At 63.5% G+C, this 22,766-nt stretch carries 26 protein-coding genes; 20 read left to right on the top strand and 6 right to left on the bottom strand.

Annotated features, from left to right (window positions below; translation table 11 throughout):
- The 3 genes from ABI660_RS16145 to imuA all read right to left on the bottom strand — a co-directional run.
- A partial coding sequence (locus tag ABI660_RS16145) for a PHP domain-containing protein (protein ID WP_348069913.1) occupies positions 1 to 1,742 on the bottom strand: 1,742 nt, incomplete at its 3' end.
- Between the two features lie 10 nt (positions 1,743 to 1,752).
- A complete protein-coding gene (locus tag ABI660_RS16150; protein ID WP_348069915.1) occupies positions 1,753 to 3,210 on the bottom strand; it encodes a DNA polymerase Y family protein in 1,458 nt (485 codons plus the stop codon).
- A 94-nt stretch (positions 3,211 to 3,304) separates the two neighbouring features.
- Positions 3,305 to 4,117 carry a translesion DNA synthesis-associated protein ImuA gene (gene imuA / locus ABI660_RS16155; RefSeq protein ID WP_348069917.1) on the bottom strand — a complete coding sequence of 271 codons (813 nt, stop codon included), beginning with the start codon at positions 4,115 to 4,117 and terminating at the stop codon, positions 3,305 to 3,307.
- 163 nt (positions 4,118 to 4,280) lie between these two features.
- Between imuA and ABI660_RS16160 the strand changes: the two genes are divergently transcribed.
- Positions 4,281 to 4,700 (top strand): hypothetical protein, encoded by a 420-nt coding sequence (locus tag ABI660_RS16160; RefSeq protein ID WP_348069918.1) that lies wholly within the window; start codon positions 4,281 to 4,283, stop codon positions 4,698 to 4,700.
- 9 nt (positions 4,701 to 4,709) lie between these two features.
- Here the strand turns inward: ABI660_RS16160 and ABI660_RS16165 are convergent, their stop codons facing one another.
- Entirely contained in the window at positions 4,710 to 5,231 is a 522-nt protein-coding gene (locus ABI660_RS16165) for a disulfide bond formation protein B (protein WP_348069920.1), read from the bottom strand.
- A gap of 197 nt (positions 5,232 to 5,428) precedes the next feature.
- Between ABI660_RS16165 and ABI660_RS16170 the strand changes: the two genes are divergently transcribed.
- Both ABI660_RS16170 and ABI660_RS16175 read left to right on the top strand, forming a co-directional pair.
- Complete coding sequence (locus ABI660_RS16170; protein WP_348069922.1) at positions 5,429 to 5,956, top strand: GNAT family N-acetyltransferase; 528 nt, start codon at positions 5,429 to 5,431, stop codon at positions 5,954 to 5,956.
- Positions 5,957 to 6,001: 45 nt separating this feature from the next.
- On the top strand, positions 6,002 to 6,277 hold the full coding sequence (locus tag ABI660_RS16175) for a DUF2277 domain-containing protein (RefSeq protein WP_348069924.1): 276 nt from the start codon (positions 6,002 to 6,004) through the stop codon (positions 6,275 to 6,277).
- Positions 6,278 to 6,281: 4 nt separating this feature from the next.
- Here ABI660_RS16175 and ABI660_RS16180 read toward each other — a convergent pair whose 3' ends face one another.
- The gene (locus ABI660_RS16180) at positions 6,282 to 7,187 is read right to left on the bottom strand and encodes a LysR family transcriptional regulator (protein WP_348069926.1); all 906 of its coding nucleotides are present in this window, start codon (positions 7,185 to 7,187) and stop codon (positions 6,282 to 6,284) included.
- A 155-nt stretch (positions 7,188 to 7,342) separates the two neighbouring features.
- On the opposite strand from ABI660_RS16180, the gene ABI660_RS16185 reads away from it, so the two are divergent.
- Positions 7,343 to 7,990, top strand: a complete 648-nt coding sequence (locus tag ABI660_RS16185) for an NAD(P)H-dependent oxidoreductase (protein WP_348069928.1) — start codon at positions 7,343 to 7,345, stop codon at positions 7,988 to 7,990.
- A gap of 87 nt (positions 7,991 to 8,077) precedes the next feature.
- Here ABI660_RS16185 and ABI660_RS16190 read toward each other — a convergent pair whose 3' ends face one another.
- On the bottom strand, positions 8,078 to 8,638 hold the full coding sequence (locus ABI660_RS16190) for an NAD(P)H-dependent oxidoreductase (protein WP_348069930.1): 561 nt from the start codon (positions 8,636 to 8,638) through the stop codon (positions 8,078 to 8,080).
- 215 nt (positions 8,639 to 8,853) lie between these two features.
- Between ABI660_RS16190 and ABI660_RS16195 the strand changes: the two genes are divergently transcribed.
- From ABI660_RS16195 to ABI660_RS16270, 16 genes are all read left to right on the top strand, one after another.
- Positions 8,854 to 9,192 carry an antibiotic biosynthesis monooxygenase gene (locus tag ABI660_RS16195; RefSeq protein ID WP_348069932.1) on the top strand — a complete coding sequence of 113 codons (339 nt, stop codon included), beginning with the start codon at positions 8,854 to 8,856 and terminating at the stop codon, positions 9,190 to 9,192.
- A gap of 111 nt (positions 9,193 to 9,303) precedes the next feature.
- The gene (locus tag ABI660_RS16200; RefSeq protein WP_348069934.1) at positions 9,304 to 9,975 is read left to right on the top strand and encodes a TetR family transcriptional regulator C-terminal domain-containing protein; all 672 of its coding nucleotides are present in this window, start codon (positions 9,304 to 9,306) and stop codon (positions 9,973 to 9,975) included.
- A 186-nt stretch (positions 9,976 to 10,161) separates the two neighbouring features.
- The gene (locus ABI660_RS16205) at positions 10,162 to 10,749 is read left to right on the top strand and encodes an NAD(P)H-dependent oxidoreductase (RefSeq protein WP_348069936.1); all 588 of its coding nucleotides are present in this window, start codon (positions 10,162 to 10,164) and stop codon (positions 10,747 to 10,749) included.
- A gap of 27 nt (positions 10,750 to 10,776) precedes the next feature.
- Positions 10,777 to 11,631, top strand: coding sequence for a creatininase family protein (locus ABI660_RS16210; RefSeq protein ID WP_348069938.1), 855 nt, complete (start codon positions 10,777 to 10,779; stop codon positions 11,629 to 11,631).
- Between the two features lie 60 nt (positions 11,632 to 11,691).
- On the top strand, positions 11,692 to 12,675 hold the full coding sequence (locus tag ABI660_RS16215; RefSeq protein WP_348069940.1) for an ABC transporter substrate-binding protein: 984 nt from the start codon (positions 11,692 to 11,694) through the stop codon (positions 12,673 to 12,675).
- Positions 12,675 to 13,505 (top strand): ABC transporter ATP-binding protein, encoded by an 831-nt coding sequence (locus ABI660_RS16220; RefSeq protein ID WP_348069942.1) that lies wholly within the window; start codon positions 12,675 to 12,677, stop codon positions 13,503 to 13,505. The genes ABI660_RS16215 and ABI660_RS16220 overlap by 1 nt, the downstream gene beginning before the upstream one ends.
- A complete protein-coding gene (locus ABI660_RS16225; protein ID WP_348069944.1) occupies positions 13,502 to 14,305 on the top strand; it encodes an ABC transporter permease in 804 nt (267 codons plus the stop codon). Before ABI660_RS16220 ends, ABI660_RS16225 begins: the two co-directional genes overlap by 4 nt.
- Before the next feature lie 90 nt (positions 14,306 to 14,395).
- Positions 14,396 to 15,751 (top strand): FAD-binding oxidoreductase, encoded by a 1,356-nt coding sequence (locus ABI660_RS16230; RefSeq protein ID WP_348069946.1) that lies wholly within the window; start codon positions 14,396 to 14,398, stop codon positions 15,749 to 15,751.
- Entirely contained in the window at positions 15,748 to 16,209 is a 462-nt protein-coding gene (locus ABI660_RS16235; RefSeq protein WP_348069978.1) for a RidA family protein, read from the top strand. Before ABI660_RS16230 ends, ABI660_RS16235 begins: the two co-directional genes overlap by 4 nt.
- A 163-nt stretch (positions 16,210 to 16,372) precedes the next feature.
- Positions 16,373 to 17,353: an ABC transporter substrate-binding protein gene (locus tag ABI660_RS16240; protein ID WP_348069948.1), complete on the top strand. Its 981-nt coding sequence runs from the start codon at positions 16,373 to 16,375 to the stop codon at positions 17,351 to 17,353.
- Positions 17,354 to 17,420: 67 nt separating this feature from the next.
- Entirely contained in the window at positions 17,421 to 18,479 is a 1,059-nt protein-coding gene (locus ABI660_RS16245; protein WP_348069950.1) for a Rieske 2Fe-2S domain-containing protein, read from the top strand.
- On the top strand, positions 18,466 to 19,542 hold the full coding sequence (locus tag ABI660_RS16250) for an aromatic ring-hydroxylating dioxygenase subunit alpha (protein ID WP_348069952.1): 1,077 nt from the start codon (positions 18,466 to 18,468) through the stop codon (positions 19,540 to 19,542). Before ABI660_RS16245 ends, ABI660_RS16250 begins: the two co-directional genes overlap by 14 nt.
- The gene (locus ABI660_RS16255; RefSeq protein ID WP_348069954.1) at positions 19,539 to 20,948 is read left to right on the top strand and encodes an amidohydrolase family protein; all 1,410 of its coding nucleotides are present in this window, start codon (positions 19,539 to 19,541) and stop codon (positions 20,946 to 20,948) included. The genes ABI660_RS16250 and ABI660_RS16255 overlap by 4 nt, the downstream gene beginning before the upstream one ends.
- A gap of 160 nt (positions 20,949 to 21,108) precedes the next feature.
- Complete coding sequence (locus tag ABI660_RS16260) at positions 21,109 to 21,495, top strand: RidA family protein (RefSeq protein ID WP_348069956.1); 387 nt, start codon at positions 21,109 to 21,111, stop codon at positions 21,493 to 21,495.
- Positions 21,496 to 21,506: 11 nt separating this feature from the next.
- Positions 21,507 to 22,127 (top strand): HAD family phosphatase, encoded by a 621-nt coding sequence (locus ABI660_RS16265; RefSeq protein WP_348069958.1) that lies wholly within the window; start codon positions 21,507 to 21,509, stop codon positions 22,125 to 22,127.
- Positions 22,128 to 22,134: 7 nt separating this feature from the next.
- A complete protein-coding gene (locus ABI660_RS16270; RefSeq protein WP_348069960.1) occupies positions 22,135 to 22,689 on the top strand; it encodes a DUF1697 domain-containing protein in 555 nt (184 codons plus the stop codon).
- Positions 22,690 to 22,766 lie beyond the last annotated feature (77 nt).

Genomic DNA, 22,766 nt, shown 5'->3' on the forward strand with positions numbered 1-22,766 from the left:
CAGATCATGTCGTAGGTCGGTTTGTCGTCCGGGGGAATGGTGTGCATTTCAAGGGCGCTGCCGCGTGTGCGGTTCACCATGTCCAGGCAACGCCTGATGGCCGACAGCATGCCCAGCGCCAGCACGTCCACCTTGAGCAGGCCCATGGCTTCCAGGTCGTTCTTTTCCCACTGGATGATGCGACGGTCTTCCATGGAAGCCGGCTGCACCGGAACCAGCCGCGTCAGCTTGCCCTGCGTCAGCACAAAGCCGCCAACGTGCTGGCTCAGGTGGCGCGGAAAGCCGATCAACTGCACGGCCAGGCCCAGCCACTGGGTAATGGCGCCAGCGTCGCTCTGCAAGCCGGCCTCTTCGATTTTCTGCTTCAGCGCATCGCTTCCATCAAACCAGAAATGCTCCCGTGCGAAACGTTCAACCAGTTCGGGCGCGATTCCCAGCGCCTTGCCGGCATCGCGTATCGCGCTGCGCGGCCGGTAGCTGATGACGGTGGCGGCAATGGCGGCGCGGTCATGGCCGTACTTGTTGTAGATGTACTGGATAACCTCCTCGCGCCGCTGGTGTTCGAAGTCCACGTCGATGTCGGGCGGCTCCCGGCGCTCGCGGCTGATGAAACGTTCGAACAGCAGCCGGCTTTCCTCAGGGCTGACGGCCGTGACCTCCAGGCAATAACAGACCAGCGAATTGGCCGCGGAGCCGCGCCCCTGGCAGAGGATTCCCTGCTGCCGGGCAAAGCGCACGATGTCGTGCACCGTGATGAAATACATCTCGTAGCCGAGCTCTTCAATCAGGGCCAGTTCTTTTTCGACCTGCGCCTGGAGTTTCTTGCTCATCCCGCCGGGGTAGCGCTTTTTCGTACCCTCTGCCGTCAGGCGCCGCAGGCACTGTGCCGGCGTTTCAGCCGCAGGCACCATGTCTTCCTGCGGGTAGCGGTACATGGCGCGGATCTCGTCCAGGTTGAACGTGCAGCGTGCCGCCACCTCGAGCGTGGCACGCAGCAGTTCGGCCGGGTAAATACTGCCAAGGCGCATGCGCGGTCGCAGGTGCGCCTCGGCATTGGCCTGCAATGCAAAGCCGCAGTCATGCACGGTCCTGCCCTGCTGGATGGCCGTCATCACATCGTGCAGCGGCTTGCGCGAACGCACATGCATGAGCACAGCGCCGGCTGCCACCAGGCGGATGCCGGTGCGCTCCGCCACGTCCTGCAACTGCTGCAGGCGCAGCGCATCGTCCAGGCCCTGCAGCAGCTCGACAGCCAGCCAGGCATGACTGCCAAAAAGGCCTGCAGCCCAGGCGGCGTGGGCGCCAAGCGCTTCTGTATCGATAGCACCCGGCAGGGGGGCGAGCAATACCTCGCAATCGGCCAGCAGCGCAAAATCGCTCTCGCCCAGGGCAACGCGGTAGCTGCCTTTGTCGATCACATCGCCCGCTTGCCTGGCCGCGGTGATGAATTCGCACATATTGCCCCAGCCCGCCGCGTTGTGCGGCAACACAACCAGGCGGAAAGGATGGCCGGCCTGCACCAGGAACTCGGCACCCGGCAAGAGCTGAAACTTCAGCGCCTTGGCAACTTCATGCGCCCGCACCACACCGGCCACCGAACATTCGTCGGTGATGGCCAGTGCCCGGTAACCCAAGCCGGCTGCGCGCTCGACCAGTTCCTCGGCATGCGAGGCGCCGCGCTGGAAGCTGAAGTTGCTCAGCGCATGCAGTTCGGCGTAATCGGGAAGCAGATAAGCGGACATGACAGCAGGCTCAGGCAAAAAAACCATGCAGGTACCAGGCGCGCTGCTGGGCCGACTGCGGCGCGGCCACCAGGCGCTCGCTGTAAATCCACAGCAAATCCCCTTGCCGGCTGCGGTAAACAAAGTAGTCGCGCAGGGCCCAGGGCTTGTCGCACGCCTCCGCGCCGCGGGCTGCGTCGCCATCGGCCCGCAGCCATTCGGCGGCCTCCAGCCGCTGCGGCCCGACAAGCCGCACCAGCTTGCCCTGCCAGACGGGGCTGTTGCCGGACGTTGCCAGCCGGAGCGGTTCGGGCAGCAGCCAGGTGGGGTACAGCGCTTCGGTGCAGGTTTCGGCTGTTGCCTGATTTTTCAAGACTTTTGGGCCTCTAGCCCTTATGGGACGGTCGCCACCAGCTATGGAATGAATAGCATCCCGGGCATTTACCCAGCGCTGCATCTGCTCGGGCCGGTGGTCGGCGGCGGGCTGCCAGGCCTGAACTTGCGCCTCGCCCAGGCGCGCGCTCAAACGCTCAATCAGCTCGACCGCGCTGTCGCCCTCCCGGCGCTCTTCCATCAGCAGGCTGCCGGTGGCTGCCGCCGCGTCCACCAGTTTTTCGGTCACCAGCGAGTGCAGGCTCAGGCTGTGCACGGGTGCCGGCAGTTTTTGCTGCGCCAGGTGTTCGGCCACCAGGCGCGTGATATGGCGCAGGTCCTGCGCGGGCTGGGCCGTGCGCACTTCCATTTCGCCGGTGGGCGGAACATCGCGGCGCCTGTCCAGGTGCCAGACCAGCTTGAGCGCGCAGATCCCGCTCTGCCGGCCCAGCAGCCAGGCCTGCAGGTGTGCCAGCAGGCGCCCGGCTCCGGCCATCAGCGCCGGGCCGTGGGTGACCAGTGCGTTGAGCTCGAGTTTTTCTTCAAAGTGTTCGGGCAGCACCAGCCAGTCGTAGCTGTCGGGCACGCTGCCGCGCGCGCGGTCCAACGCCTCCAGCAGCTCCGCACCGAAGCGCCTGGCCACGCCGTCGCGCGGCAGGCGCAGCACATCGTCCCAGTTGCGGCAGCCGATGCGCTCCAGCACGCCCAGATGCGGGCGCGCCGCGCTCAGGGTGTGCATGGGCAAGGCCGCCACCCGCGTGCGGGCGTGGCCGGGCTGGCTGGCTGCATGGCGCAAACGTCCCAACGCTATCAAAGAAGTAGCGCCTTGCGCCCGCCGTATAAGGACCAGCGCCTGATTTGACTCAAAGAACAAGGTGATCTGCTGTTCCAGCAGCTGCATCAGCCGGGCCAAGCCGCCAAACAGGCGCAGGCTGCCCGTCACGTCTACCAGCACGGCTTCGTCCACCAGCGCCACCTGCGGCGACCAGCCCAGTGCGATGCTGGCCACGGCCTGCTGCACCGCGGCTTCGCCCCACTCCAGGAGCCTGCCGGACTTGGGAATCGTCGGCTGCAAATCGACCGCAGCGGTCCATTTTTCACCGCCTTTTTGTCCCATAGCTGGGCTATGGGCCTGCAAATCCGGCAAAAACTGTCCTCGCTGGGGCCGATTTTCGCTTTCGACGCCCCAAGCCCGACAGGCTCCTCCGGGCTCAGTGGTGATCGAGGTGTGCAATGCGATCCAGCAGCGCATGGATGGGGCTTTGCGGTGAAGTGACGGGAAGCGACACCAACGAAGGCAGCAGCATGGGGGCGGCTTCTTCGCGCTGGCGGCGCACACGCTCGCGGCTGGCGGCCAGCAGCGCGGACAGCCGCGCCGGCCGCGTGGCCAGCAGCAGCGGCGCGGCCAGCGGCGGGCCACGTCGCTTGAGCACATGCAGCTGCAGGTTGCCCTGCTCGCTCATCACGCCTTCGAGCAGCAGGCGCAGCGGCGCAGGGGAAGACTCAAGCTGCGCGCGCAGCGGGCGGAACACAAACAGCAGCTTGTTGTGCGCATGCGCGGCAATCTGCAGGCGGCGCAAGTGCGCACTGCGGGCATCGGGCAGCCAGGCCAGCACGGCGGCCACGTCGGCGCACTGCAGGGCTTCGCGTGTGGCCCACAGCAGCGCCGGCCCCTGGCTGTGCACGCACAAGATGCGCTGCATGTTGATCTGACGAGCCCCCAGCGCCGGGCCAAACGGCAGCCAGGGCGCACCCACCAGCACCATGAGCTGCGCCGGCGCCGCCGCCTGCACAGCGGCCAGCGCCGGCGCCAGCAAGCCCCACTCATGCAGGCCGGCTTGCGGCTGCAGCACTTCAACCAGCGCGCCCTGCGGCCAGCCACCGCCGGGCAAGACCTGATTGAGTGCCGCATACCCCGTGTCAACCGTCGCCAGGCTCGCGCTGCCCAGCTCGCCGGCGCGCCATACATGGCACATGGCGTTCAGGTCCGGCAGGGCTGGGGCCGTGGAGAGGGGGGAAAGCATGGGGGTTCAACCGAGGAAGATAACTGTATTTATGTACAGTATATGACCGGATTCGACGCCACGCCAGCAAAGCCCTTGCCTTGCTATGGCAGGCCGGATACCAAAGGTAAAGCTGAAGGAAGTTGGGAAATTTCAGCCTCGAAAAGGCTAAAATGCTGTTTATATGTACAGCGCTTCATTCCGACGGACAGGCAGCATCGTTGCCCTTTTGCTGATGGCTGCTTGCTCCCGGGAAGCAGACACGGCTGCTGCGGTTTATGTGCCCACAGCGCAGCCGTCCAATGTGAAACCGGGGTTCATCAACAAGGTGTGGGAGGTCAGCGTGTCCACCGGCGTGGAGCCCGGCATGCTGTATGTGTTTTTGTCCGACGGCACATTGGTGATCACCTCGCCCCACAGCAAGCCTGCTTTTGGCGCCTGGACTTACAAAAACGGCGAGCTGGTGATGATCGAGGAATCACAGGAATACAAGACGGACATCCTGAACCTAAGCCACGAAGAGCTGCGGCTCAAAAGCAAGCACCCCGGTGGCAGCGTTGAAATTCTGCTGGTGCCCGCACGGGTGGCACCGCTGCCGCCCTGAGCGCCAGCTTTAGCGACGTGCCGGTTTTGCCCTGCGTCCCTGAACCACCAGCAAGGCCAGCATCAGCAGCGCAATGCCGACAAAACACAGGAAAGACCAGTTGGCGATCGACAGGCCCAGGAAGGTCCAGTCGATCTTGGTGCAATCGCCGCTGCCCTTGAAAATCATCGGGATCACACGCTGCAGCGGAAACGTCTCGATCATTCCGTAAAAATCACGCCCGCAGGAAGCTTCTTCCGGCGGGTACCACTGCAGCCAGCTCTGGCGAGCCGCCACAAAAGCGCCAAAACCGGCAAGCAGCAAGGTCTTGGCCGAGCCCACCATGATCAGCCACTTGGTGCTGAAGAAAGCCGTCACACCCGCAACAATGGCCACCAGCGCCAGCGCATAACGCTGCACGATGCACATGGGGCAAGGCTCCAGACCAATCACATGCTGCAAGTACAGCCCAAAGGCCAGCATGGCGATACAGCCTAGGGATACCAGCGCCAGCACGCGGCGCGGCGCGGCTTCGAAATACTTCAACAACATCACGGTCCTTTTTTTATCGATGCACGGATTGCCCGATGGTTCGTGAGTTTAGGCGGGGTTAAGTTCCCGACGTTCTACTCGGAGGCTCCATCGGGAAGAATTAATGATAAAAACAATGCCCAAGAAATGACGACACGACAAAGGTCGATTCCCTTTTTCTGCGTCGAAATTAAATCATCTCACTACGTCAGAGAAAAATGCTCATCAAACAAGCCCAACTCCATGAAGTGTCATTGGTTGCTGAGGTACTGACCGCGGCCGCAGAAAATTTGATCGCGCGTGGCGAGATGCTTTGGCCCCCGTCGGAAGTGAATGAAGCGGCTATCCACGAACACGTGCGGACAGGCTGGTATTTCATGGCCAGCGATGACGAAGGACCTGTCGGGGTTTTCCGCTTCCAGCTTGAAGACCGACACTTCTGGCCTGAAATTCCTGAGGGATCCTCGGCGTTTGTCCACAAGGTCGCAGTACACCCTCGTGCCCAGGGTCAGGAACTTGCGCAAGCCCTGCTCGCTCATGCATGCGGGCTTGCCCGCCAGCACGGCCGGCAGCATTTGCGACTGGATTGCAGGCATGGAAGGACCAAGCTGATGTCCCTCTATGAACGCTTCGGTTTTCGACACCACAGTGAAAAGCAAATAGGGCTTGAGCGATTTGATCGATATGAAATCGAAGTTTCAGAGCATGAAGCACCCCCTCCCGCTACAACCGCATCCGGTGCCTGATTCGAGGCACCCAAGTGGAAAATCCTCCCATCTCAAGGAGCCGCCATGTGCCGCAACATCAAGACCCTTTTCAATTTTGAGCCGCCAGCCACCGAACTGGAAATCCGCGACGCTTCGCTGCAGTTTGTCCGCAAGCTCAGCGGGTTCAGCGTTCCGTCCAAAGCCAACGAAGCCGCGTTTGAGCGCGCTGTGGAAGAAGTTGCAACTTCGGCGCGCGCTCTCATCCGGTCACTGGTGACCAACGCCGAACCTCGCAAACGCGAAGTCGAGGCCGAACGGGCGCGGGCGAGGTCAGCGTTGAGGTTTGGTTCGGGCCAGTAGCAGGCTACTCCAGAGACTCAGACTTCAGCCGCTCGCCAAGAAAGTCGAGGAAGCTGCGCACGGCCGGCACCTGCCCACGGCGTGAAGGAAACACCGCGTGCAGCATGCCCGGCCGCAATGACCAGCCGGGCAGCACATGCACCAGCAGTTTGGCTTGCTGTTCGGCCTGGCTCAGCATGCCCGGCAGAAAGCCTATTCCCGTTCCGGCCAGCATCGCCAGCTTGAGCGTCTGCAGGTCGTCCGCCACATAACGCGGCTGGTGCTGCAACACATACTCCTGGTCTTGCGGGCCAATCAGCTCCCAGGTGCTGCGCCCGTCAGCGGACGACATGGCCACGGTGTCGAGCTTCTTCAGGTCGTCAGGCGTGAGGGGTGCACCCTGGCGCCTGAGCAATTCAGGGCTGGCCAGCAAATAGCTGCACGACGCACCCAGTTGTTTGACCACCAGGCTGCCGCTGTCGTCCAGCGAGGGGCGCACGCGCAGCGCGATATCGATGCCCTCTTCCACCAGATCCACCGGGCGGTTGGTCACCCGCATATCCAGCTTCACATGCGGGTGCTGGGCCAGGTATTGCGGGATCAGGTAGCCCAGCGTGCCTTGCGCCAGCGTCACCGGACAACTGATGCGCAGCGTCCCGCGCGGCTCGCTCTGCATCTGTGACACCGCCTCGCCCGCGGCCAGCGCCTCGTCGCGCATGGCGACGCAGTGGCGCAGATACAGTTCGCCCGCGTCGGTCAGCGACAGCTTGCGGGTGGTTCGCTGCAGAAGCCGCACGCCGAGTTGGGACTCCAGCTCGGCCACCCGCCGCGACAGCCGTGACTTGGGCAAGCCCAGCGCACGGCCAGCCGCCGCAAAGCCGCCACGCTCGGCGACCTCGGCGAAATACACCATGTCGTTCAAGTCCTGCATCTCGCTCCTTCTGCCTTTTTTGCCACTATTGTCCTGTTTACAGGACGATGAAACACATTTTTGCCATCTTATCAATCAATCGACTCATCCGCACAATCTATCCATGGTCAGGAAACACGGCCTACCCCGATTCACCCAAGCAAAAGGAATTCATCATGAGCAAGCTTCTTCACATCGACTCCAGCATCCTCGGCGGCAACTCTGTTTCCCGCCAGCTCACCGCCCAAATCGTCGCTTCCTGGCGCGCCGCTCACCCGGCCACCGAAGTCAGCTACCTCGACCTGGCTGTGGACACACCCAGCCACCTGTCGGCCGAATCCCTGGGCTTTCGCATGCCCGCAGGCGCTGCGCTGAGCGATGTACAAAAGCGTGAAAACGCCGTGTCGGAAGCCCTGGTGACGCAATTCCTTGCTGCTGACGTCATCGTGGTCGGCGCACCGCTGTACAACTTCACCATCCCAACCCAGCTCAAAGCCTGGATTGACCGCATTGCACAGGTCGGCCGCACCTTCGCCTATACCGACAAGGGCCCGGTGGGCCTGGCCGGTGGCAAGACGGTGATCGTGGCCTCAACCCGCGGCGGCATGTACTCCACCAGCGAAGCGGGCAATGCCACCGAGCACCAGGAAAGCTACCTCAAGGTGGTTTTTGGTTTCCTCGGCATCACCGATGTGCGTTTTGTGCGCGCTGAAGGCCTGGCCATGGGTGACGCTGCCAAAGCGGCTGCCCTGGCTGCTGCCACGGCCGATATCGCGGTGCAGGCCAAGGCCGCCAACGAAGCGCAGGCAGCCCTGGCAGCCTGATCCCTGCCCGGCTGTTAGCAGCCCTGCAAAAAAGCCCGCTTGAGCGGGCTTTTTCATGTAGCGGAGAAAAGCGAAAGTTGCAGCCTTTCAGGCCCGCGTTCCCGCGTGTGTTTTCACCCAGCTTACGTAAGCGTCCACCCAGCTCTGCAGAAATTTGCGGCTTGCCTCGCCGATGTTGCCGCTCTCGTCAAACAGGCCTTCCTTGGCATGCACAAAACCCTCGGGCTGGCCCAGCGTGGGCACGTTCAGGTAGGCCAGGATGTTGCGCAGATGCTGCTGCGCCAGCGCCGTGCCGATGGCGCCAACCGAGGCACCAATGACAGCCGCAGGCTTGCCGTCCCACGCGCTTTTGCCATAGGGACGCGAAGCGTGGTCAATGGCGTTTTTCAGAACGCCCGGCACCGAGCGGTTGTATTCCGGCGTCACAAACAGCACGCCCTGGGCCACCGTGATCTCGCCCTTGAGGCGCGTCACCTGCGCCGACGGGTTGCCGTCATCGTCCTGGTTGTAGAGAGGCAGGTCGTCAATGCGCACCTGGGTAAAACTGAAGTCGGCGGGGAACAGCTTTTCCAGCGCCTTCGCAAGTTTTTTGTTGAAGGAGTCCTTGCGGAGGCTGCCGACGACGACAGCGATGTTGTAAGTGGCCATGGGTTTCTCCAGGAAATCGGGGGTTGAACGGAGCTTGTGAGGCAGGCGGGTGAATGCGCATGAGCTCACCGCTTTTTTAAATCAATCCGGCACCGCATGTTGTAGGACGCCAGGACAGAAATGCTCCGAAAGCCGGTGCAGCGCGTAACAATCATCGGCAGGGAATAAAAACCAGCCCCTCGCTTCCGGCCTGGTCAACTACTGGAGCATCGCCCATGAAATTCATTTTTGAAGTCCGCATGAAACCCGGCTACACGGTGGACGACTACGCGGCGGCCTGGATACGCGCCAGCGAGATCATCCAGCGCACGCCGGGTGCGCGCGGCACCTACCTGCACCGCAAGATCGGTTCAACGGACACCCTGCTGGCGATTGCCACCTGGGCGTCCAAGGCGCACCGCGACGCCAAGGACGACCGCCGCGACGAGACCGTGCGCGCCATCCTCGAAAAACACGCGCAGAACTGCGAAGTCACAGTCATCGGCGAATTCGAGGAGCCGGAATGGTCGGTGCTGCCCGCGGCAATTGCCGACCCGGCGCCGCAACAACCTTAAGCACACAGGTCCTGGCTTTGCCTGCTGCCGCGGCGGCAGAACGCGTCCCTGCGGTTACGATCTGCTACCATCAAACGCACCCCTCCAGCCGCAGAAAGCCGCACCTTCCCGATGAAATCGGCCGCCTCGCCAACGAAAAAATCGACCACCATCGACGCCGGCAAGCCGCCCCGCAACGCGCGCGAAAACCGCGAGCGGATCATGGCCGCCATCCATGCCGCCGCGATTGCCGAATTCAGTGAAAACGGCCTCAAGGGCACCTCCACCCAGGCCATTGCCGCCCGCGCGGGGCTGACCAAGCCGCAGCTTCACTACTACATCAAAAGCAAGGAAGAGCTGTACGAAGAGCTGCTGATGTCGGTGGTGTCCGACTGGAAAGGCATGTTCAATACCAGCTCGGCCGACCCGGGCAAAGTGCTGGGCGACTACATCCGCTGGAAAGTGGTCATCGCCTTCGACAAGCCCGAGGTGTCGCGCATCTTCACCCGCGAGGTGCTGGACGGCGGCCGCAACCTGGAAAAATTCTGGCCCGACTCGCGCCGGCGCACCCGCGAAAAGGTCAAGGTCATCAACAGCTGGATCGAGCGCGGCCTGATGAAGCCGGTGGACCCGCACATGCTGCTGATGAGCATCTGGGCCATGACCCAGTTCTACGCCGATTCGGCCTTGCAGGTGCAGCAACTGATCAAACCCGGCCAGACATCCTGGATGCCGGACCGCGATACGCTGGTGCAAGAGCTGACCGCACTGATCCTGCGCGGCTGCGGCATCCAACCCTCCTGACATAAAAAGGCCCCGCAGGTCTTTGACCTGGCACAAGCTTTGCATTATTTGACCAATCGATCAAATTGATTGGTCAATCATGACGCTTACCGCCCCAGATTTCCCTTCCACCGCCTCCGGAATGCCCAGCGACGGTGCATCGCTCACACCCGCGGTGCATCGCCCCTTGCCCCAGCGGGACATGCCATGCATGTGCTAGTTGTTTACTGCCATCCTGTGGAAACCAGCTTCCACGCGGCGCTGCACCAGGAGGTGCTCACCAACCTGAAGGCTGCCGGCCACACGGTCGATGACTGCGACCTGTACGCCGAAGGTTTCAACCCCGTGCTGTCGCGCGAAGAGCGCCTGGGCTACCACGATGTGCCGTCCAACCAGTTGCCGCTGGCCGCGCACGTGGAACGCCTGCGCAAGGCCGAAGCCATCGTGTTCTGCTTCCCGACCTGGTGCTTCGGCCTGCCCGCCATGCTCAAGGGTTACTTCGACCGCCTCTTCATGCCGGGTGTGGCTTTCGACCTCAGCGACCCGGCCAATGTCAAGCCAATGCTCACGCACATCAAGCGCATCTCGGCCGTCGTCACCTACGGCCGGCCGCGCTGGGTGGCCTGGTACATGGGCGACCCGCCGCGCAAGATCATCACCCGCTATATGAAGCGGCTCACCGGCGACACCGCCCGCGTGGACTTCCACGCGTACTACCACATGAACGTGGCCACCGAGCCGCGCCTGAAACGCTTCATGCACCAGGTCGGCCAGGCCATGGCGAAGTTCGCCTGAGACCCGCACTACCCGAAAGGCTTTCCCATGATTCACGGCTACATCCCGCCCCAGCGCTTCCTGCCCTACCTGAGCTGGACGGAAGTCAATGCACTCCCGGACCGGGAGAACACCGTCATCGTGCTGCCGGTCGGTGCCATCGAACAGCACGGCCCGCACCTGCCCTGCTCGGTTGACAGCGTGATCTCCTCCGGCGTGCTGGGCAAGGCCCTGGAGCGCCTGCCGGCCGAGGTACGGGCCTTCGGCCTGGCGCCCATCACTTACGGCAAGTCGGACGAACACCTGCACTTTCCAGGCACCATGACGCTGACCGGCCCCACCCTGCTGGCCACCATCACCGAGATCGGCGAATCGGTGTACCGCGCGGGTTTTCGCAAGCTGCTGCTGGCCAACGGCCACGGCGGCCAGCCGCAGGTGCTGGAGATGGCGGCGCGCGAGCTGCGCCTGCGCCATGGCGACTTTGTCATCGTCCCCTTCCACGTGTCGCGCCTGCCCAATTCCTCGGGCAAGTACATCTCCGACCAGGAACGCAAGCTGGCCATGCACGCCGGGCATTCGGAAACCGCGCTGATGCTGGCGCTGGCACCCGACACCGTGCACATGGAACGCGCTGTCGCCAACTTTCCGCCACCCTTTCCCTCGAAGATTTTGTCTGGCGATGGCCGGCCGGCTTGCGCCTGGACGGCACGTGATTTCGGCCCCAGCGGCGTGATCGGCGACCCGCTCAGCGCCACCCGCGAGCAGGGTGAAGACATCCTGGACACGCTGTCCGCCAGCTGGGTGGAAGCCATCACCGACCTGTACCGCATGCAGTGGGTGGTGCGCGACGCCGCTTCCTGGGGCTACGGCCACCAGCAGGGGCATATCCAGCAGGCGCTATAGGCGCACAACTTGCATCGAGCCAGTCCCCGTCGTCCCTACCCACCCTCCAGGAGCGCTTCCATGAAAACCCTGTTCACCCGCACCTTCCTCGCCGCTTCGCTCACCCTGGCCTTCTCGGCCGGCGCCCAGGCGCAGGAAAAGCTCACCTACATGACCAACTGGTATGCGCAGGCCGAGCACGGCGGCTTCTACCAGGCCGTGGCCACCGGCATCTACAAGAAATACGGCCTCGACGTCACCATCAAGATGGGCGGCCCGCAGGTCAACATCATGCAGCTCATGGCCGCCGGCCAGACTGACTGCATCATGGGTTCGAGCGATCTGCAGATCATGGTCGCGCGCAGCGGTGGCTTGCCGGTGGTGACGCTGGCAGCCGTGTTCCAGAAAGACCCGCAGGTGCTGATTGCCCACGAAGAAGTCAAAAGTTTCGAAGACATGAAGGGCAAGACCATCTTGATCGCGCCGTCTGCCCGGCAGGGCTACTGGCTCTGGCTCAAAAGCAAATACGGTTTTCAGGACGGCCAGACTAGGCCCTACACCTTCAACATCCAGCCCTTCGTGGCGGACAAAAACACGGTGCAGCAGGGCTACCTGACCTCCGAGCCCTTTGCTGTTCAGAAGGCCGGCGTCAAGGCCAACACCTTCCTGTTTGCCGACCACGGCTGGCCCACTTATGCCACCACCATCTCCTGCATGGAAGACACGGTGAAGAAGCGCGGCAAGGCCATGGAAGCTTTTGTCAAAGGCACGATGGAAGGCTGGAAGAGCTACCTTGCAGATCCCGCACCAGCCAACGTGCTGATCAAGAAGGACAACCCCAACATGAGTGATGAGCAGCTCGCCTACAGCGTCGCCAAGCTTAAGGAAATGGGCATTGTGACCGGTGGCGGCGCCAGCAAAAACGGCATAGGAAGCATGGACATTGACCGCGTGCGCAAGAACCACGCCTTCCTGCTGGAGAACAAGCTGGTGGACGCCGGCAAGCTGGGGCCAACCCAGGCCTACAACTTCGACTACATCAAGGACTTGAAGGTGATGCCTTGATGCGTGAACCGCCTGCTGCCCTGGCCGCCGCCGTCCCGGGCGTCGCCACGCCGGCTGTTGAAGTCCTGTCGGCGCACAAGACCTACCCGAACGGAACGGTTGCGCTGCAGCCGGTGGACCTCACGGTGCAGGAGGGCGAGTTCGTCACGCTGCTTGGCCCCTCCGGCTGCGGTAAAAGCACGCTGCTCAAGATGGTGGCCGGCCTGCTGGACCCCACCGACGGCCGTCTGCTGCTGTGGCGCAAGCCGGTGGCGCAGCTGGCGGAGTGCCAGCACAAACTGGCCTTTGTGTTCCAGTCGCCCACACTCATGCCCTGGGCCAGCGTGGCCGCCAATGTGCGCCTGCCGCTGGACCTGGCGGGTGTCTCGCGTGCGGAGGCAGACGCTCGTGTCGCCGATGCGCTGGCACTGGTCGGCCTCGCCAAATTCGCCACGACCTTGCCGCGCAACCTCTCCGGCGGCATGCAGATGCGCGTGTCCATTGCGCGCAGCCTGGTGGTGCAGCCCAACCTGCTGCTGATGGACGAGCCCTTTGGTGCGCTCGACGAAATCACCCGCCACAAGCTGGACGCCGACCTGCTGGCGCTGTGGCGCGAGAAAAAACTCACGGTAATTTTTGTGACCCACTCCATCCACGAAGCCGTCTTTCTTTCGACGCGCGTGGTGATGATGGCAGCGCGGCCGGGCCGCATCACCGAAGAGGTGCTGATCGACGAGCCTTACCCGCGTACCCACGACTTCATGGTCACCCCGCGTTTTTCGACCTATGCCAAGCGCCTGCAGGACAGCCTGCTGCGCGCCAGCCACGACACCGACGAGGAACGCGCATGACCCGCATCGCCGCCTTTGCTTCGCCGCGCGTGCAGCGCATTCTCTATCCCGCGCTGGTTGCCTTGGTGTTGCTCGGCAGCTGGCAGGCACTGGTCACCGGCTTCAAGCTGCCGCCCTACCTCGTGCCCTCGCCCCTGCTGATGTTCCAGACGCTGGCAACCGACTGGCAGTCGCTGGGCGGCTCGCTGCTGGTGACGCTGAAGATCACCCTGCTGTCCTTCGCAGTGGCCACCGTGGTGGGCGTGCTGATCTCCTTCCTGTTTGTACAGAGCCGGGTGATCGAGACAGCGCTTTTCCCCTACGCCGTGCTGCTGCAGGTCACGCCCATCGTGGCCGTCGCGCCGCTCATCATCATCTGGGTAAAAGACCCGACGGCCTCGCTGGTGCTGTGCGCCGCGCTGGTGGCGCTGTTTCCCATCATCTCCAACACCACGCTGGGCCTGCGCAGCATAGACCCCGACCTGCAAAGCTACTTTGCGATGAACCGGGCCAGCCGCCTGCAGACCCTGATGCGGCTGCGTATTCCGAGCGCCCTGCCTTACTTCTTCGGCGGCCTGCGCATCTCCAGCGGCCTGGCGCTGATAGGCGCCGTGGTGGCCGAATTCGTCGCCGGCACCGGCGGTGCAGCGACCGGCCTGGCCTACCAGATCCTGATGGCAGGCTACCAGCTCAACATCCCGCGCATGTTTGCTGCCCTGCTGCTGATCTCTCTGGCCGGCGTGGGCCTGTTTGCGCTGATGGCCTGGCTCACCAAGCTGGCGCTGGGCTCCTGGCACGCCAGTGAACTCTCCCGGGACTGATCTCCAAACGCTACCTTATTCATAGCGCCTTGCGCCCGCCAGATAAGGGCTGGAGGACAAAAACACTTGAAAATACAGAAAGTACCACCGGTGAACGCTCCCACCCATCCCATCGAACAGCTCCACGCCGAACTTGCCAACCTGGACTGGGTCACCGACGAAGGCCGCATTGCCCGCCTGTCCCAGGACTTCTCCTGGTTCAGCCCGGTGCTCAAGCGCCAGCTCGAAGGCAAACGGGCCGCCGCCGCGGTGCGGCCGCGCAGCGAAGAGGAAATTCGCCGCCTTGTCGCTCTGTGCGCGCGGCTGCGCGTGCCCATCACCGTGCGCGGCAGCGGCACCGGCAATTACGGTCAGGCTGTGCCGCTGCAGGGCGGCGTGGTGCTGGACATGAGCGGCTACAACGCCTTCCTCTGGGCACGCCAAGGCACCGGCCGTGCGCAGGCCGGCATCCGGCTCGGGGATTTCGACAAGGCCGTGAAGCCGCAGGGCCAGGAACTGCGCTGCATCCCCTCCACCTTCCGCAGTGCCACGTTGGGCGGCCTGTTCGGCGGCGGCTTCGGCGGGGTTGGCTCCATCAACTACGGCCCGCTGGCCGCCCGCGGCAACGTGCTGGGTATACGCGCCATCACCATCGAGGAAGAACCGCAGTTCATTGAGCTGCGCGGCCCCGAGGCCCTGCTGATGCACCACATGTGGGGCACCAACGGCCTGGTGCTGGAAGTCGAAGTCGGCCTGGCGCCCGTGCATGACTGGATGGAAAACATCGTCACCTTCGGCAGTTTTGATGAAGCGCTGGAGTTCGGCGACGCCGTCGCGCGCGCGCCGGGCATTGTCAAAAAAGAAGTCTGCCTGCTGGCCGCCCCCATTCCGGACTACATGAAGCAGCTGGCCGGCTACCTGCCCGCCGGCTGCCATGCCGTCATCACGGCCACCGCCTCCAGCAGCGAGGCGCCGCTGCTGGAACTTGTCACCCAATACACGGGCACGGTCACCTACCGCAAAACGGCAGAAGAAGTGGCGGCCAGCAACCGCACCCTGCTGGAATTCACCTGGAACCACACCACGCTGAACGCCCTGAAGGTGGACAAGGGCATCACCTACCTGCAAAGCGCCTTCAGCGCCGGCGAACACCTGGCGCAGGTCAAGCGCATGGAACAGCTGCTGGGCGGCGAAGTGCTGATGCATGCCGAGTTCATCCGCAACATGGAAGGCAACATCACCTGCACCGCGCTGCAGCTGGTGAAGTTCAGCACCGAGGAACGCCTGCAGGAGATCATGCAGATCCACCGTGACAACGGCGTGCGCATCAACGACCCGCATGTCAGCATCGTCGAAGACGGGAAAGCCGGCGGTGAGCTGCCGCAGGCCGTGCTCGACATCAAGCGCCGCTTCGACCCGCTGGATCTGCTCAACCCCGGCAAGGTACGCGCGTGGATGGTCGCATGAGCGCGGGCATGGGCCGGCCCATGGCCAACTACGCGGCCGTCCGGCGCGCCGGAGATTTCGTGTTTGTCAGCGGCGTGGTCGCGGTCGATCCGGCGCGCCAAGCCGTGGTGCAGGCGTATGACGACTTGCCGCCCGAGGCTGTGCAAGCCCTGCGCAGCCTGGGTTATGTCACCGGCCAGATGACGGTGGACATCTACGAGGCCCCCGCCGTCGCGCAAAGCTGGTTTGTGCTGGAGCGCATCCGCCAGCTGGCGGCCGAACACGGGGGCGGCATGGCCGATGTGGTCAAGCTGGTGCAGTACTTCCGCGACCTGCGCCACTACCCGTTTTACAACCGCGTGCGCGGCCTGTTTTATCCCGGCGAGCCACCGGCCAGCACGGTGGTGGAAGTGTCGCGTTTCATGCCCGGCGACGGGGCGCTGATCGAAGTGGAGGCCACGATTTATTTGCCCAGGTAATTTCCTGGAATTGCCCCGATACGGCATGAAATTTGCGTCTTGATTTTCAGAGTAGAAGCAGGCAACGGTCCAGAGACCGCGGGTCATTGCTCTGGCGGCGGGATTTTTCCCGACGTGCGCCATGGTGGCGCTTTGTGTTGATCAACATAACCGGAGAAACCACATGTCATTTCCCACACTCGTTCGCAAGATCCTGCCGGTGCTCGCGCTGGCCGCCACGGCCAGCCTGGCCCACGCGCAGGACAAGGTCACCTTTCTCACCTCCTGGTACGCGCAAGCCGAACACGGCGGCTACTACCAGGCCATCGCCACCGGCATCTACAAAAAATACGGCCTGGACGTCAGCATCAAGATGGGCGGCCCGCAGGTCAACGCGATCCAGATCATCGCCGCCGGCCAGGCCGACTTCATCATGGGCAAGGATTTCCAGACCCTGTCGGCCATCGAGAATGGCGTGCCCCTGACCACCGTCGCGGCCGTGTTCCAGATGGAGCCGCAGGGCATGGTCACGCATCCCGACGTAAACAGCCTGGCCGACCTCAAGGGCAAGACCATCCTGCTGGCCACCAGTGGCCGCACCAGCTGGTGGCCCTGGCTGAAGATCAAGCACGGCCTGAAGGATGACCAGACCCGTCCCTACACCTTCAACATGGCACCCTTCTTCGCCGACAAGAATGTGGCCCAGCAAGGCTACCCCGGCTCCGAACCCTTCATCGCCGAGAAGGCCGGACAGAAGGTCAAGTTCTTCCTGTTCGCCAACGAGGGCTACCCGCCGTACGGCAACACCATCGTCACGACGCGCCAGATGGTCAAGGACAAGCCCGAGCTGGTGCAGCGCTTCGTCAAGGCCACCCTGGAAGGCTGGAAAAGCTACCTGGACAACCCCGCGCCTGGCAACGCCCTGATCAAGCAGGACAACCCCAAGATGGAAGATGAACTGATCGCCTACTCGGTCAAGACCATGAAGGAGATGAAGTTCATGGACAGCGGCGATGCGGCCAAGGCTGGCGCCGGCGTGATGACCGACGCGCGCTGGAAGCAGACTTACGACCTGATGGTCACCAGCGGCCAGCTCAAGCCCAACCCGAACTGGCAACAGGCCTACACGCTGCAGTTCATCAAAGATCTCAAGATCAAGCCCTGATCTCCCGACTTCACCGCCCCGCCTGACCCTGCGCCTGAGCAGCATCGGGCCTTTACAAGGAATCAACATGTTGGTCACACAACAAGCGGTGTTGCGGCGTTTCTGGTACGCCGTCATGCCCATGGACAAACTCGCCGTTGGCCCGCAACCCTTCACCCTGCTGGGCGAACACATCGTGCTGTGGAAAAAATCCGACGGCACACCCGCCGCCGTGCGCGACCGCTGCTGCCACCGCACCGCGAAGCTCTCCAAGGGCTTTGTCGAGGGCGACAACATCGTCTGCGGCTACCACGGCTGGACCTACGACTGCAGCGGCGCCTGCGTGAAAATTCCGCAGAACCCGGACATGTTGATCCCGGCCGGCGCCAAAGTGCCGGCCTTCCACTGCCAGGAAAAATTCGGCTACGCCTGGGTCGCGCTGGACGACCCGCTGCTGCCCTTGCTGGACACCGAAGAGGAAGCGCTGGGCTACCGCCGCATCCACCAGTTCGATGAGAGCTGGGCCACCGGCGCGCTGCGGCTGATGGAGAACTCCTTCGATTCCGCGCACTTCGCCTTCGTCCACGCGGGCACCTTCGGCCAGGGCGGCCAGCCCAAGCCGGAGCACTTCGCACTGGAAGAAACCGACTACGGCTTCGAGGCATCGATGGTCATCAGCATCAACAACCCGCCACAGTCGCACCGCATCACCGGCACGACCGAGCCGACGACCAAGCGCCAGTTTTCCAACCAGTGGCACATGCCCTTTCTGCGCAAGCTGGGCCTGGTTTATCCCAGCGGCATCAAACACACCATCTTCACCTGCGCCACACCCATCGACGACCACCGCGTGCAGCTGATCCAGTGGCTGTACCGCAACGACACCGAAGCAGATTGCCCGGCCGAGCTGCTCAATGAGTGGGACACCAAAGTGGTGCTGGAGGACAAGGTCATCCTGGAATCGGTGGACGCCGACGCTCCGGTGGACGTGACGCGCCGCGATGAGCAGAGCATGGCCAGCGACCGGCCCGGCATGCTGATGCGCAAGCGCCTGCTGGCTTTGCTGCAAGAGCATGGCGAGACCGAAAAATTCGGCTGGACCCGCATCCACCCCGTGCAGAAGGAAGTCGCCCATGCTGACCACTAAACAGAAGGTGCTGCGCCGCTTCTGGTACGCGCTGATGCCGATGACGGCCCTCGACGCCGGACCGCAGCCGTTCACACTGATGGGTGAAGACATTGTGCTCTGGAAGCAGGCCGACGGCACGCCGGCCGCGGTGCGCGACCGCTGCTGCCACCGCACTGCGAAACTCTCCAAAGGCACGGTCGAGGACGGCAACCTCGTCTGCGGTTACCACGGCTGGACCTACGACTGCACCGGCACCTGTGTGCGGATTCCGCAAAACCCCGACATACAGATTCCGGCCGGCGCCAAAGTACCGGCCTACCGCGCCCAGGAGAAATACGGCTATGTCTGGGTTGCGCTGGAGGACCCGCTCAAGCCGATTCCGCACTTCCCCGAAGACGGTACACCCGGCTACAGGCGCATCTTCCAGTTCTACGAGGAATGGAAAACCAGCCCGCTGCGCATGATGGAAAACTCCTTCGACAACTCGCATTTTTCCTATGTGCACAAGGCCAACTTCGGCATCCTTGAACAACCGAAACCGGCGCCTTACGAGTTTCGCGAAACCGACTACGGCTTCGAGGCCGAAACCCGTGTGCCCATCCGCAATCCGGCGGCCGGCCACCAGGTCACGGGCACAACCGAGCCCATCACCGAGCGGCACCTGATCAACCGCTATTACCTGCCGTTTGCGCGACGCTTCGGCTGCAACTACCCGGCCAGCGGCATCGACCACATCATTTACAACTGCGCCACGCCGATTGACGATGAACGCATGATGCTGGTGCAGTGGCTCTACCGCAACGACAGCGAGGAAAGCTGCTCCACGCAAAAGCTGATTGCCTGGGACGCGGCCATCACGGCCGAGGACCGCGACATCCTCGAGGCCACCGATGCCGATGCCTGCGTGGACACCACACGCCGCGCCGAGTTCCACATGCCCTCGGACAAACCCGGCTTGGTCATCCGCAAGCAGTTGCTGGACCTGCTGCGCGCGCACGGCGAGGAAGAAATCCACCGCGGCTCCCCGTCCATGCCAAAGAACCACATTTCCATCCAGGCCCCGGCCGGGCCCACACCATGAACCTCCTGATCCGAAACGCCACAGCCATCCTCACCGGCCTGCCCGGCAGCGAAGCGCGGCATGTCGGCCCCGACATCCGCGTGCGCGGCGGCAAGATCGCCGCCATGGGCGCGCTGCAGCCCGAGCCGGGCGAACGGCAGATCGACGCCGGCGGCTGCGTGGTCTACCCTGCCTGGGTCAACACCCACCACCACCTGTTCCAGTCATTGCTCAAGGGCGACCCCATGGGTATCAACGCCACGCTGACGCCCTGGCTTACCGCCACGCCGATACGCCTGCGGCCCCGAATGGACGAGGACATGTTCCGGCTGGCCGCACGCATCGGCCTGGTCGAGCTGGCACTGTCGGGCTGCGCCACCGTGGCCGACCACAACTACCACTACTACCCCGACATGCCTTACGACAGCTCGGCCATCCTGTTCGAGGAAGCCGAGGCGCTGGGGCTGCGCTTTGTGCTGTGCCGCGGCGGCGGCACGCTGTCGCGCCTGCCGGAGGGCGACACGGCGCCTGCCTCGCGGCCTGAAACGCTGGATGGCTACCTGGCCGACATCGAGCGCCTGGCCACGCGTTTCCACAATAGCGCACCCGACGCCATGCAGCGCCTCGTGGTCGCACCCACCACGCCGGTGCACTCCATGCGGCCCGAAGAGCTGCGTGAATGTGCAAACCTGGCGCGCCGGCTGGGCCTGCACCTGCATTCCCACCTGTCCGAAACCGTGCACTACCACGACAGCGTGCACACGCAACACGCCATGAAGCCCGTGCATTTCTGCGAAACCCTGGGCTGGCTCGGGCCTGACGTGTGGTTCGCACACCTGGTGAAGCTTGACGCCGACGAGATCGCCCTGCTGGGGGCAACCGGCACCGGCATCGCCCATTGCCCGCAGAGCAACGGCCGACTGGGCAGCGGCATTGCGCCGGTGCGGGCACTGGAAGAAGCCGGCGCTGCGGTGTCGATAGGGGTGGATGGTGCTGCCTCCAACGAGGCCGCCGACATGCTGTCCGAAACCCATGCGGCATGGCTGATGCAGCGGGCTCGCGCTGGCGAGGCCGCCGTTGCCCTGCACCGCGGCGGCCAGGGCGAGGCCGACGCAGCGGCGACCACCGTGGAGGATGTGGTGCGCTGGGGCACCGCCGGTGGCGCGAAGGTGCTGGGCCTGCCCGGCATCGGCACCCTGTCGCCCGGGCAGGCCGCCGACATCGCGATCTACGCGCTGGACCGCGACCCCCGCTACTTCGGCCTGCACGACCCCGCCATTGGCCCGGTCGCCAGCGGCGGCACGGCGCACCTGCTGGCCTTGCTGGTAGGTGGCCGCGAAATCGTGCGCGATGGTGCGGTGCCCGGGCTGGACCTGGCCGGACTGGGCCGGCAGGCGCGCGCGGCGGTGGCCAGGCTCACGGCCTGAAGACCGGCGAAACCGGGAGCGGCGGTTTCGCGAGCCCAGCGCGCCGCAGAGGCTTGAAAAACTGCGGCTGGTCGATAGACTCGGCGTTCACCCCAAAGAGAGAGCCTGTGTTCAGGTCACATCTCGCCCCCTGTCCGCCGCAACAAGAGAGCCCTTCCCCATGCCGGTCATCAAACACAACCCCAAGGAACTCTTCCCCCAATACCGCTGCTACAGCCACGCCATGGAAATCCGCGGCGACTCGCGCATGCTGGTGATCAGCGGCCTCAACGGTTACCTCGCCGACGGCAAAACCATGCCCGATTCCTTTGAGGAACAGGCCGAAGTGATCTGGACACACATCCAGACCCTGCTGCGCTCTGCCGGCATGGACCTGCACAACCTGGTTTCCGTACGCACCTACCTGGCCGACCCCAGCTACGACGAAGCCAACGTCCGCACGCGCGTGAAATTCCTGGGTACCCACGAGCCCACCCTGACTGTGGTCTGCTGCCAGTTGCTGGACCCGAAATGGAAGCTGGAAGTTGAAGCCGTGGCGGCCACATGAGCCGCCTGGCCATGACAGCCACCAAAGTCCAGGCGCTGCTGTTTGACCTCGGCGGCGTGGTGCTCGACATCGACTTCAACCGTGCTTTCGAGCACTGGCAGCCTGTGTCGCGGCTGTCTCTCGACGAGATCAAGGCCGGTTTCCGGTTTGACGCCGCCTACCAACGGCATGAACGCGGTGAAATTACCGCAGCGCAATACTTTGCGCATCTGTCCAACACCCTCCAACTTCAGGAAGGCCATGCGCGTGTTGCCGAGGGCTGGAACGCCATCTTTCTCGGCGAGATCAGCGAGGCCCTGGCCATGATCCAGTCCGCCCGCAGCCAGTTGCCCTGTTATGCCTTCACCAATTCCAACCCTGTGCACCAGGCCGCCTGGTCGGCAATGTTCCCGGCGGTCGTTCAGGCGTTTGACCGCATCTTCGTTTCTTCCGACATGGGCTGCCGCAAGCCCGAGCGCCAGGCCTTTGAGCACATCGTCCGTGAAATCAAGGTCGATCCCCAGGCCATCCTGTTCTTTGACGACCTGGCCGAGAACATTGCCGGCGCACAGGGTGCTGGCTTGCAGGCCGTTCACGTGCGCGGGCCGGCGGATGTGCGGGCTGCGCTTGAACGCACAGGCTGTACGGCATAGTCCGGGCATGAAACACGCCGTTTTCTTCCGCAACCTGAACCTGGGCCGGGCTAACTGTCCCACGCGAACACAGCTGGAAGCAGCCTTTCTTTCTGCCGATGCGGAAACTGCTTCATCCTTCCTCACCAACGGCACCCTTGTTTTCTCGGCCAAAAGCAACGCGAAAGCGCGCAAGGTGTTGACGCTGGCCTGCCAGTCGCTGCTGGTCGAATGCGGGTTCAAGGAACCGGCTTATCTTCGTGAGGTGCGCTACCTGGGCGACCTCGTTGCCAGCCAGCCGTTCAAATCTGTGGCACCCGACAGCGTCTACGCCTGCTGCGTTTCTTTCCTGCCGGCGAATTACGCCATGTCGGCCAAATGGCCACGGGCATCGGCTCGCGGTGATGTCGAAATCCTGGGCATCACCGATACGGAAGTATTCAGTGTCAGCCGGCAAATCACCAAGTCGCCAGGCAGCCCGAATGCGTTTCTGGAAAAACTCCTCGGCTCAGCCGTGACCACGAGGAACTGGAATACCGTGCTTCGTCTTGTCGAGAAACACGGTGACCCTCTGGTGAGATAAGCCGCATCCATGTAACGTCAACGGCTCGCCCGCAGCTTCCCGGCAGGACGAAACCATCAAGACCATAGCACCGAGGT

This window comes from Polaromonas sp., assembly GCF_039930745.1.
Lineage (GTDB): Bacteria > Pseudomonadota > Gammaproteobacteria > Burkholderiales > Burkholderiaceae_C > Polaromonas.

What these genes read in the sequence shown, in the direction of transcription:
- imuA (WP_348069917.1), bottom strand. Translation starts at nt 4,117, where the DNA reads ATGCTTTCCCCCCTCTCCACGGCCCCAGCCCTGCCGGACCTGAACGCC.
- ABI660_RS16235 (WP_348069978.1), top strand. Translation starts at nt 15,748, where the DNA reads ATGAGCGCGGGCATGGGCCGGCCCATGGCCAACTACGCGGCCGTCCGG.
- ABI660_RS16225 (WP_348069944.1), top strand. Translation starts at nt 13,502, where the DNA reads ATGACCCGCATCGCCGCCTTTGCTTCGCCGCGCGTGCAGCGCATTCTC.
- ABI660_RS16250 (WP_348069952.1), top strand. Translation starts at nt 18,466, where the DNA reads ATGCTGACCACTAAACAGAAGGTGCTGCGCCGCTTCTGGTACGCGCTG.
- ABI660_RS16260 (WP_348069956.1), top strand. Translation starts at nt 21,109, where the DNA reads ATGCCGGTCATCAAACACAACCCCAAGGAACTCTTCCCCCAATACCGC.
- ABI660_RS16215 (WP_348069940.1), top strand. Translation starts at nt 11,692, where the DNA reads ATGAAAACCCTGTTCACCCGCACCTTCCTCGCCGCTTCGCTCACCCTG.
- ABI660_RS16265 (WP_348069958.1), top strand. Translation starts at nt 21,507, where the DNA reads ATGACAGCCACCAAAGTCCAGGCGCTGCTGTTTGACCTCGGCGGCGTG.
- ABI660_RS16200 (WP_348069934.1), top strand. Translation starts at nt 9,304, where the DNA reads ATGAAATCGGCCGCCTCGCCAACGAAAAAATCGACCACCATCGACGCC.
- ABI660_RS16255 (WP_348069954.1), top strand. Translation starts at nt 19,539, where the DNA reads ATGAACCTCCTGATCCGAAACGCCACAGCCATCCTCACCGGCCTGCCC.
- ABI660_RS16220 (WP_348069942.1), top strand. Translation starts at nt 12,675, where the DNA reads ATGCGTGAACCGCCTGCTGCCCTGGCCGCCGCCGTCCCGGGCGTCGCC.
- ABI660_RS16210 (WP_348069938.1), top strand. Translation starts at nt 10,777, where the DNA reads ATGATTCACGGCTACATCCCGCCCCAGCGCTTCCTGCCCTACCTGAGC.
- ABI660_RS16175 (WP_348069924.1), top strand. Translation starts at nt 6,002, where the DNA reads ATGTGCCGCAACATCAAGACCCTTTTCAATTTTGAGCCGCCAGCCACC.
- ABI660_RS16160 (WP_348069918.1), top strand. Translation starts at nt 4,281, where the DNA reads ATGTACAGCGCTTCATTCCGACGGACAGGCAGCATCGTTGCCCTTTTG.
- ABI660_RS16245 (WP_348069950.1), top strand. Translation starts at nt 17,421, where the DNA reads ATGTTGGTCACACAACAAGCGGTGTTGCGGCGTTTCTGGTACGCCGTC.
- ABI660_RS16170 (WP_348069922.1), top strand. Translation starts at nt 5,429, where the DNA reads ATGCTCATCAAACAAGCCCAACTCCATGAAGTGTCATTGGTTGCTGAG.
- ABI660_RS16185 (WP_348069928.1), top strand. Translation starts at nt 7,343, where the DNA reads ATGAGCAAGCTTCTTCACATCGACTCCAGCATCCTCGGCGGCAACTCT.
- ABI660_RS16165 (WP_348069920.1), bottom strand. Translation starts at nt 5,231, where the DNA reads ATGTTGTTGAAGTATTTCGAAGCCGCGCCGCGCCGCGTGCTGGCGCTG.
- ABI660_RS16270 (WP_348069960.1), top strand. Translation starts at nt 22,135, where the DNA reads ATGAAACACGCCGTTTTCTTCCGCAACCTGAACCTGGGCCGGGCTAAC.
- ABI660_RS16180 (WP_348069926.1), bottom strand. Translation starts at nt 7,187, where the DNA reads ATGCAGGACTTGAACGACATGGTGTATTTCGCCGAGGTCGCCGAGCGT.
- ABI660_RS16150 (WP_348069915.1), bottom strand. Translation starts at nt 3,210, where the DNA reads ATGGGACAAAAAGGCGGTGAAAAATGGACCGCTGCGGTCGATTTGCAG.
- ABI660_RS16240 (WP_348069948.1), top strand. Translation starts at nt 16,373, where the DNA reads ATGTCATTTCCCACACTCGTTCGCAAGATCCTGCCGGTGCTCGCGCTG.
- ABI660_RS16190 (WP_348069930.1), bottom strand. Translation starts at nt 8,638, where the DNA reads ATGGCCACTTACAACATCGCTGTCGTCGTCGGCAGCCTCCGCAAGGAC.
- ABI660_RS16195 (WP_348069932.1), top strand. Translation starts at nt 8,854, where the DNA reads ATGAAATTCATTTTTGAAGTCCGCATGAAACCCGGCTACACGGTGGAC.
- ABI660_RS16205 (WP_348069936.1), top strand. Translation starts at nt 10,162, where the DNA reads ATGCATGTGCTAGTTGTTTACTGCCATCCTGTGGAAACCAGCTTCCAC.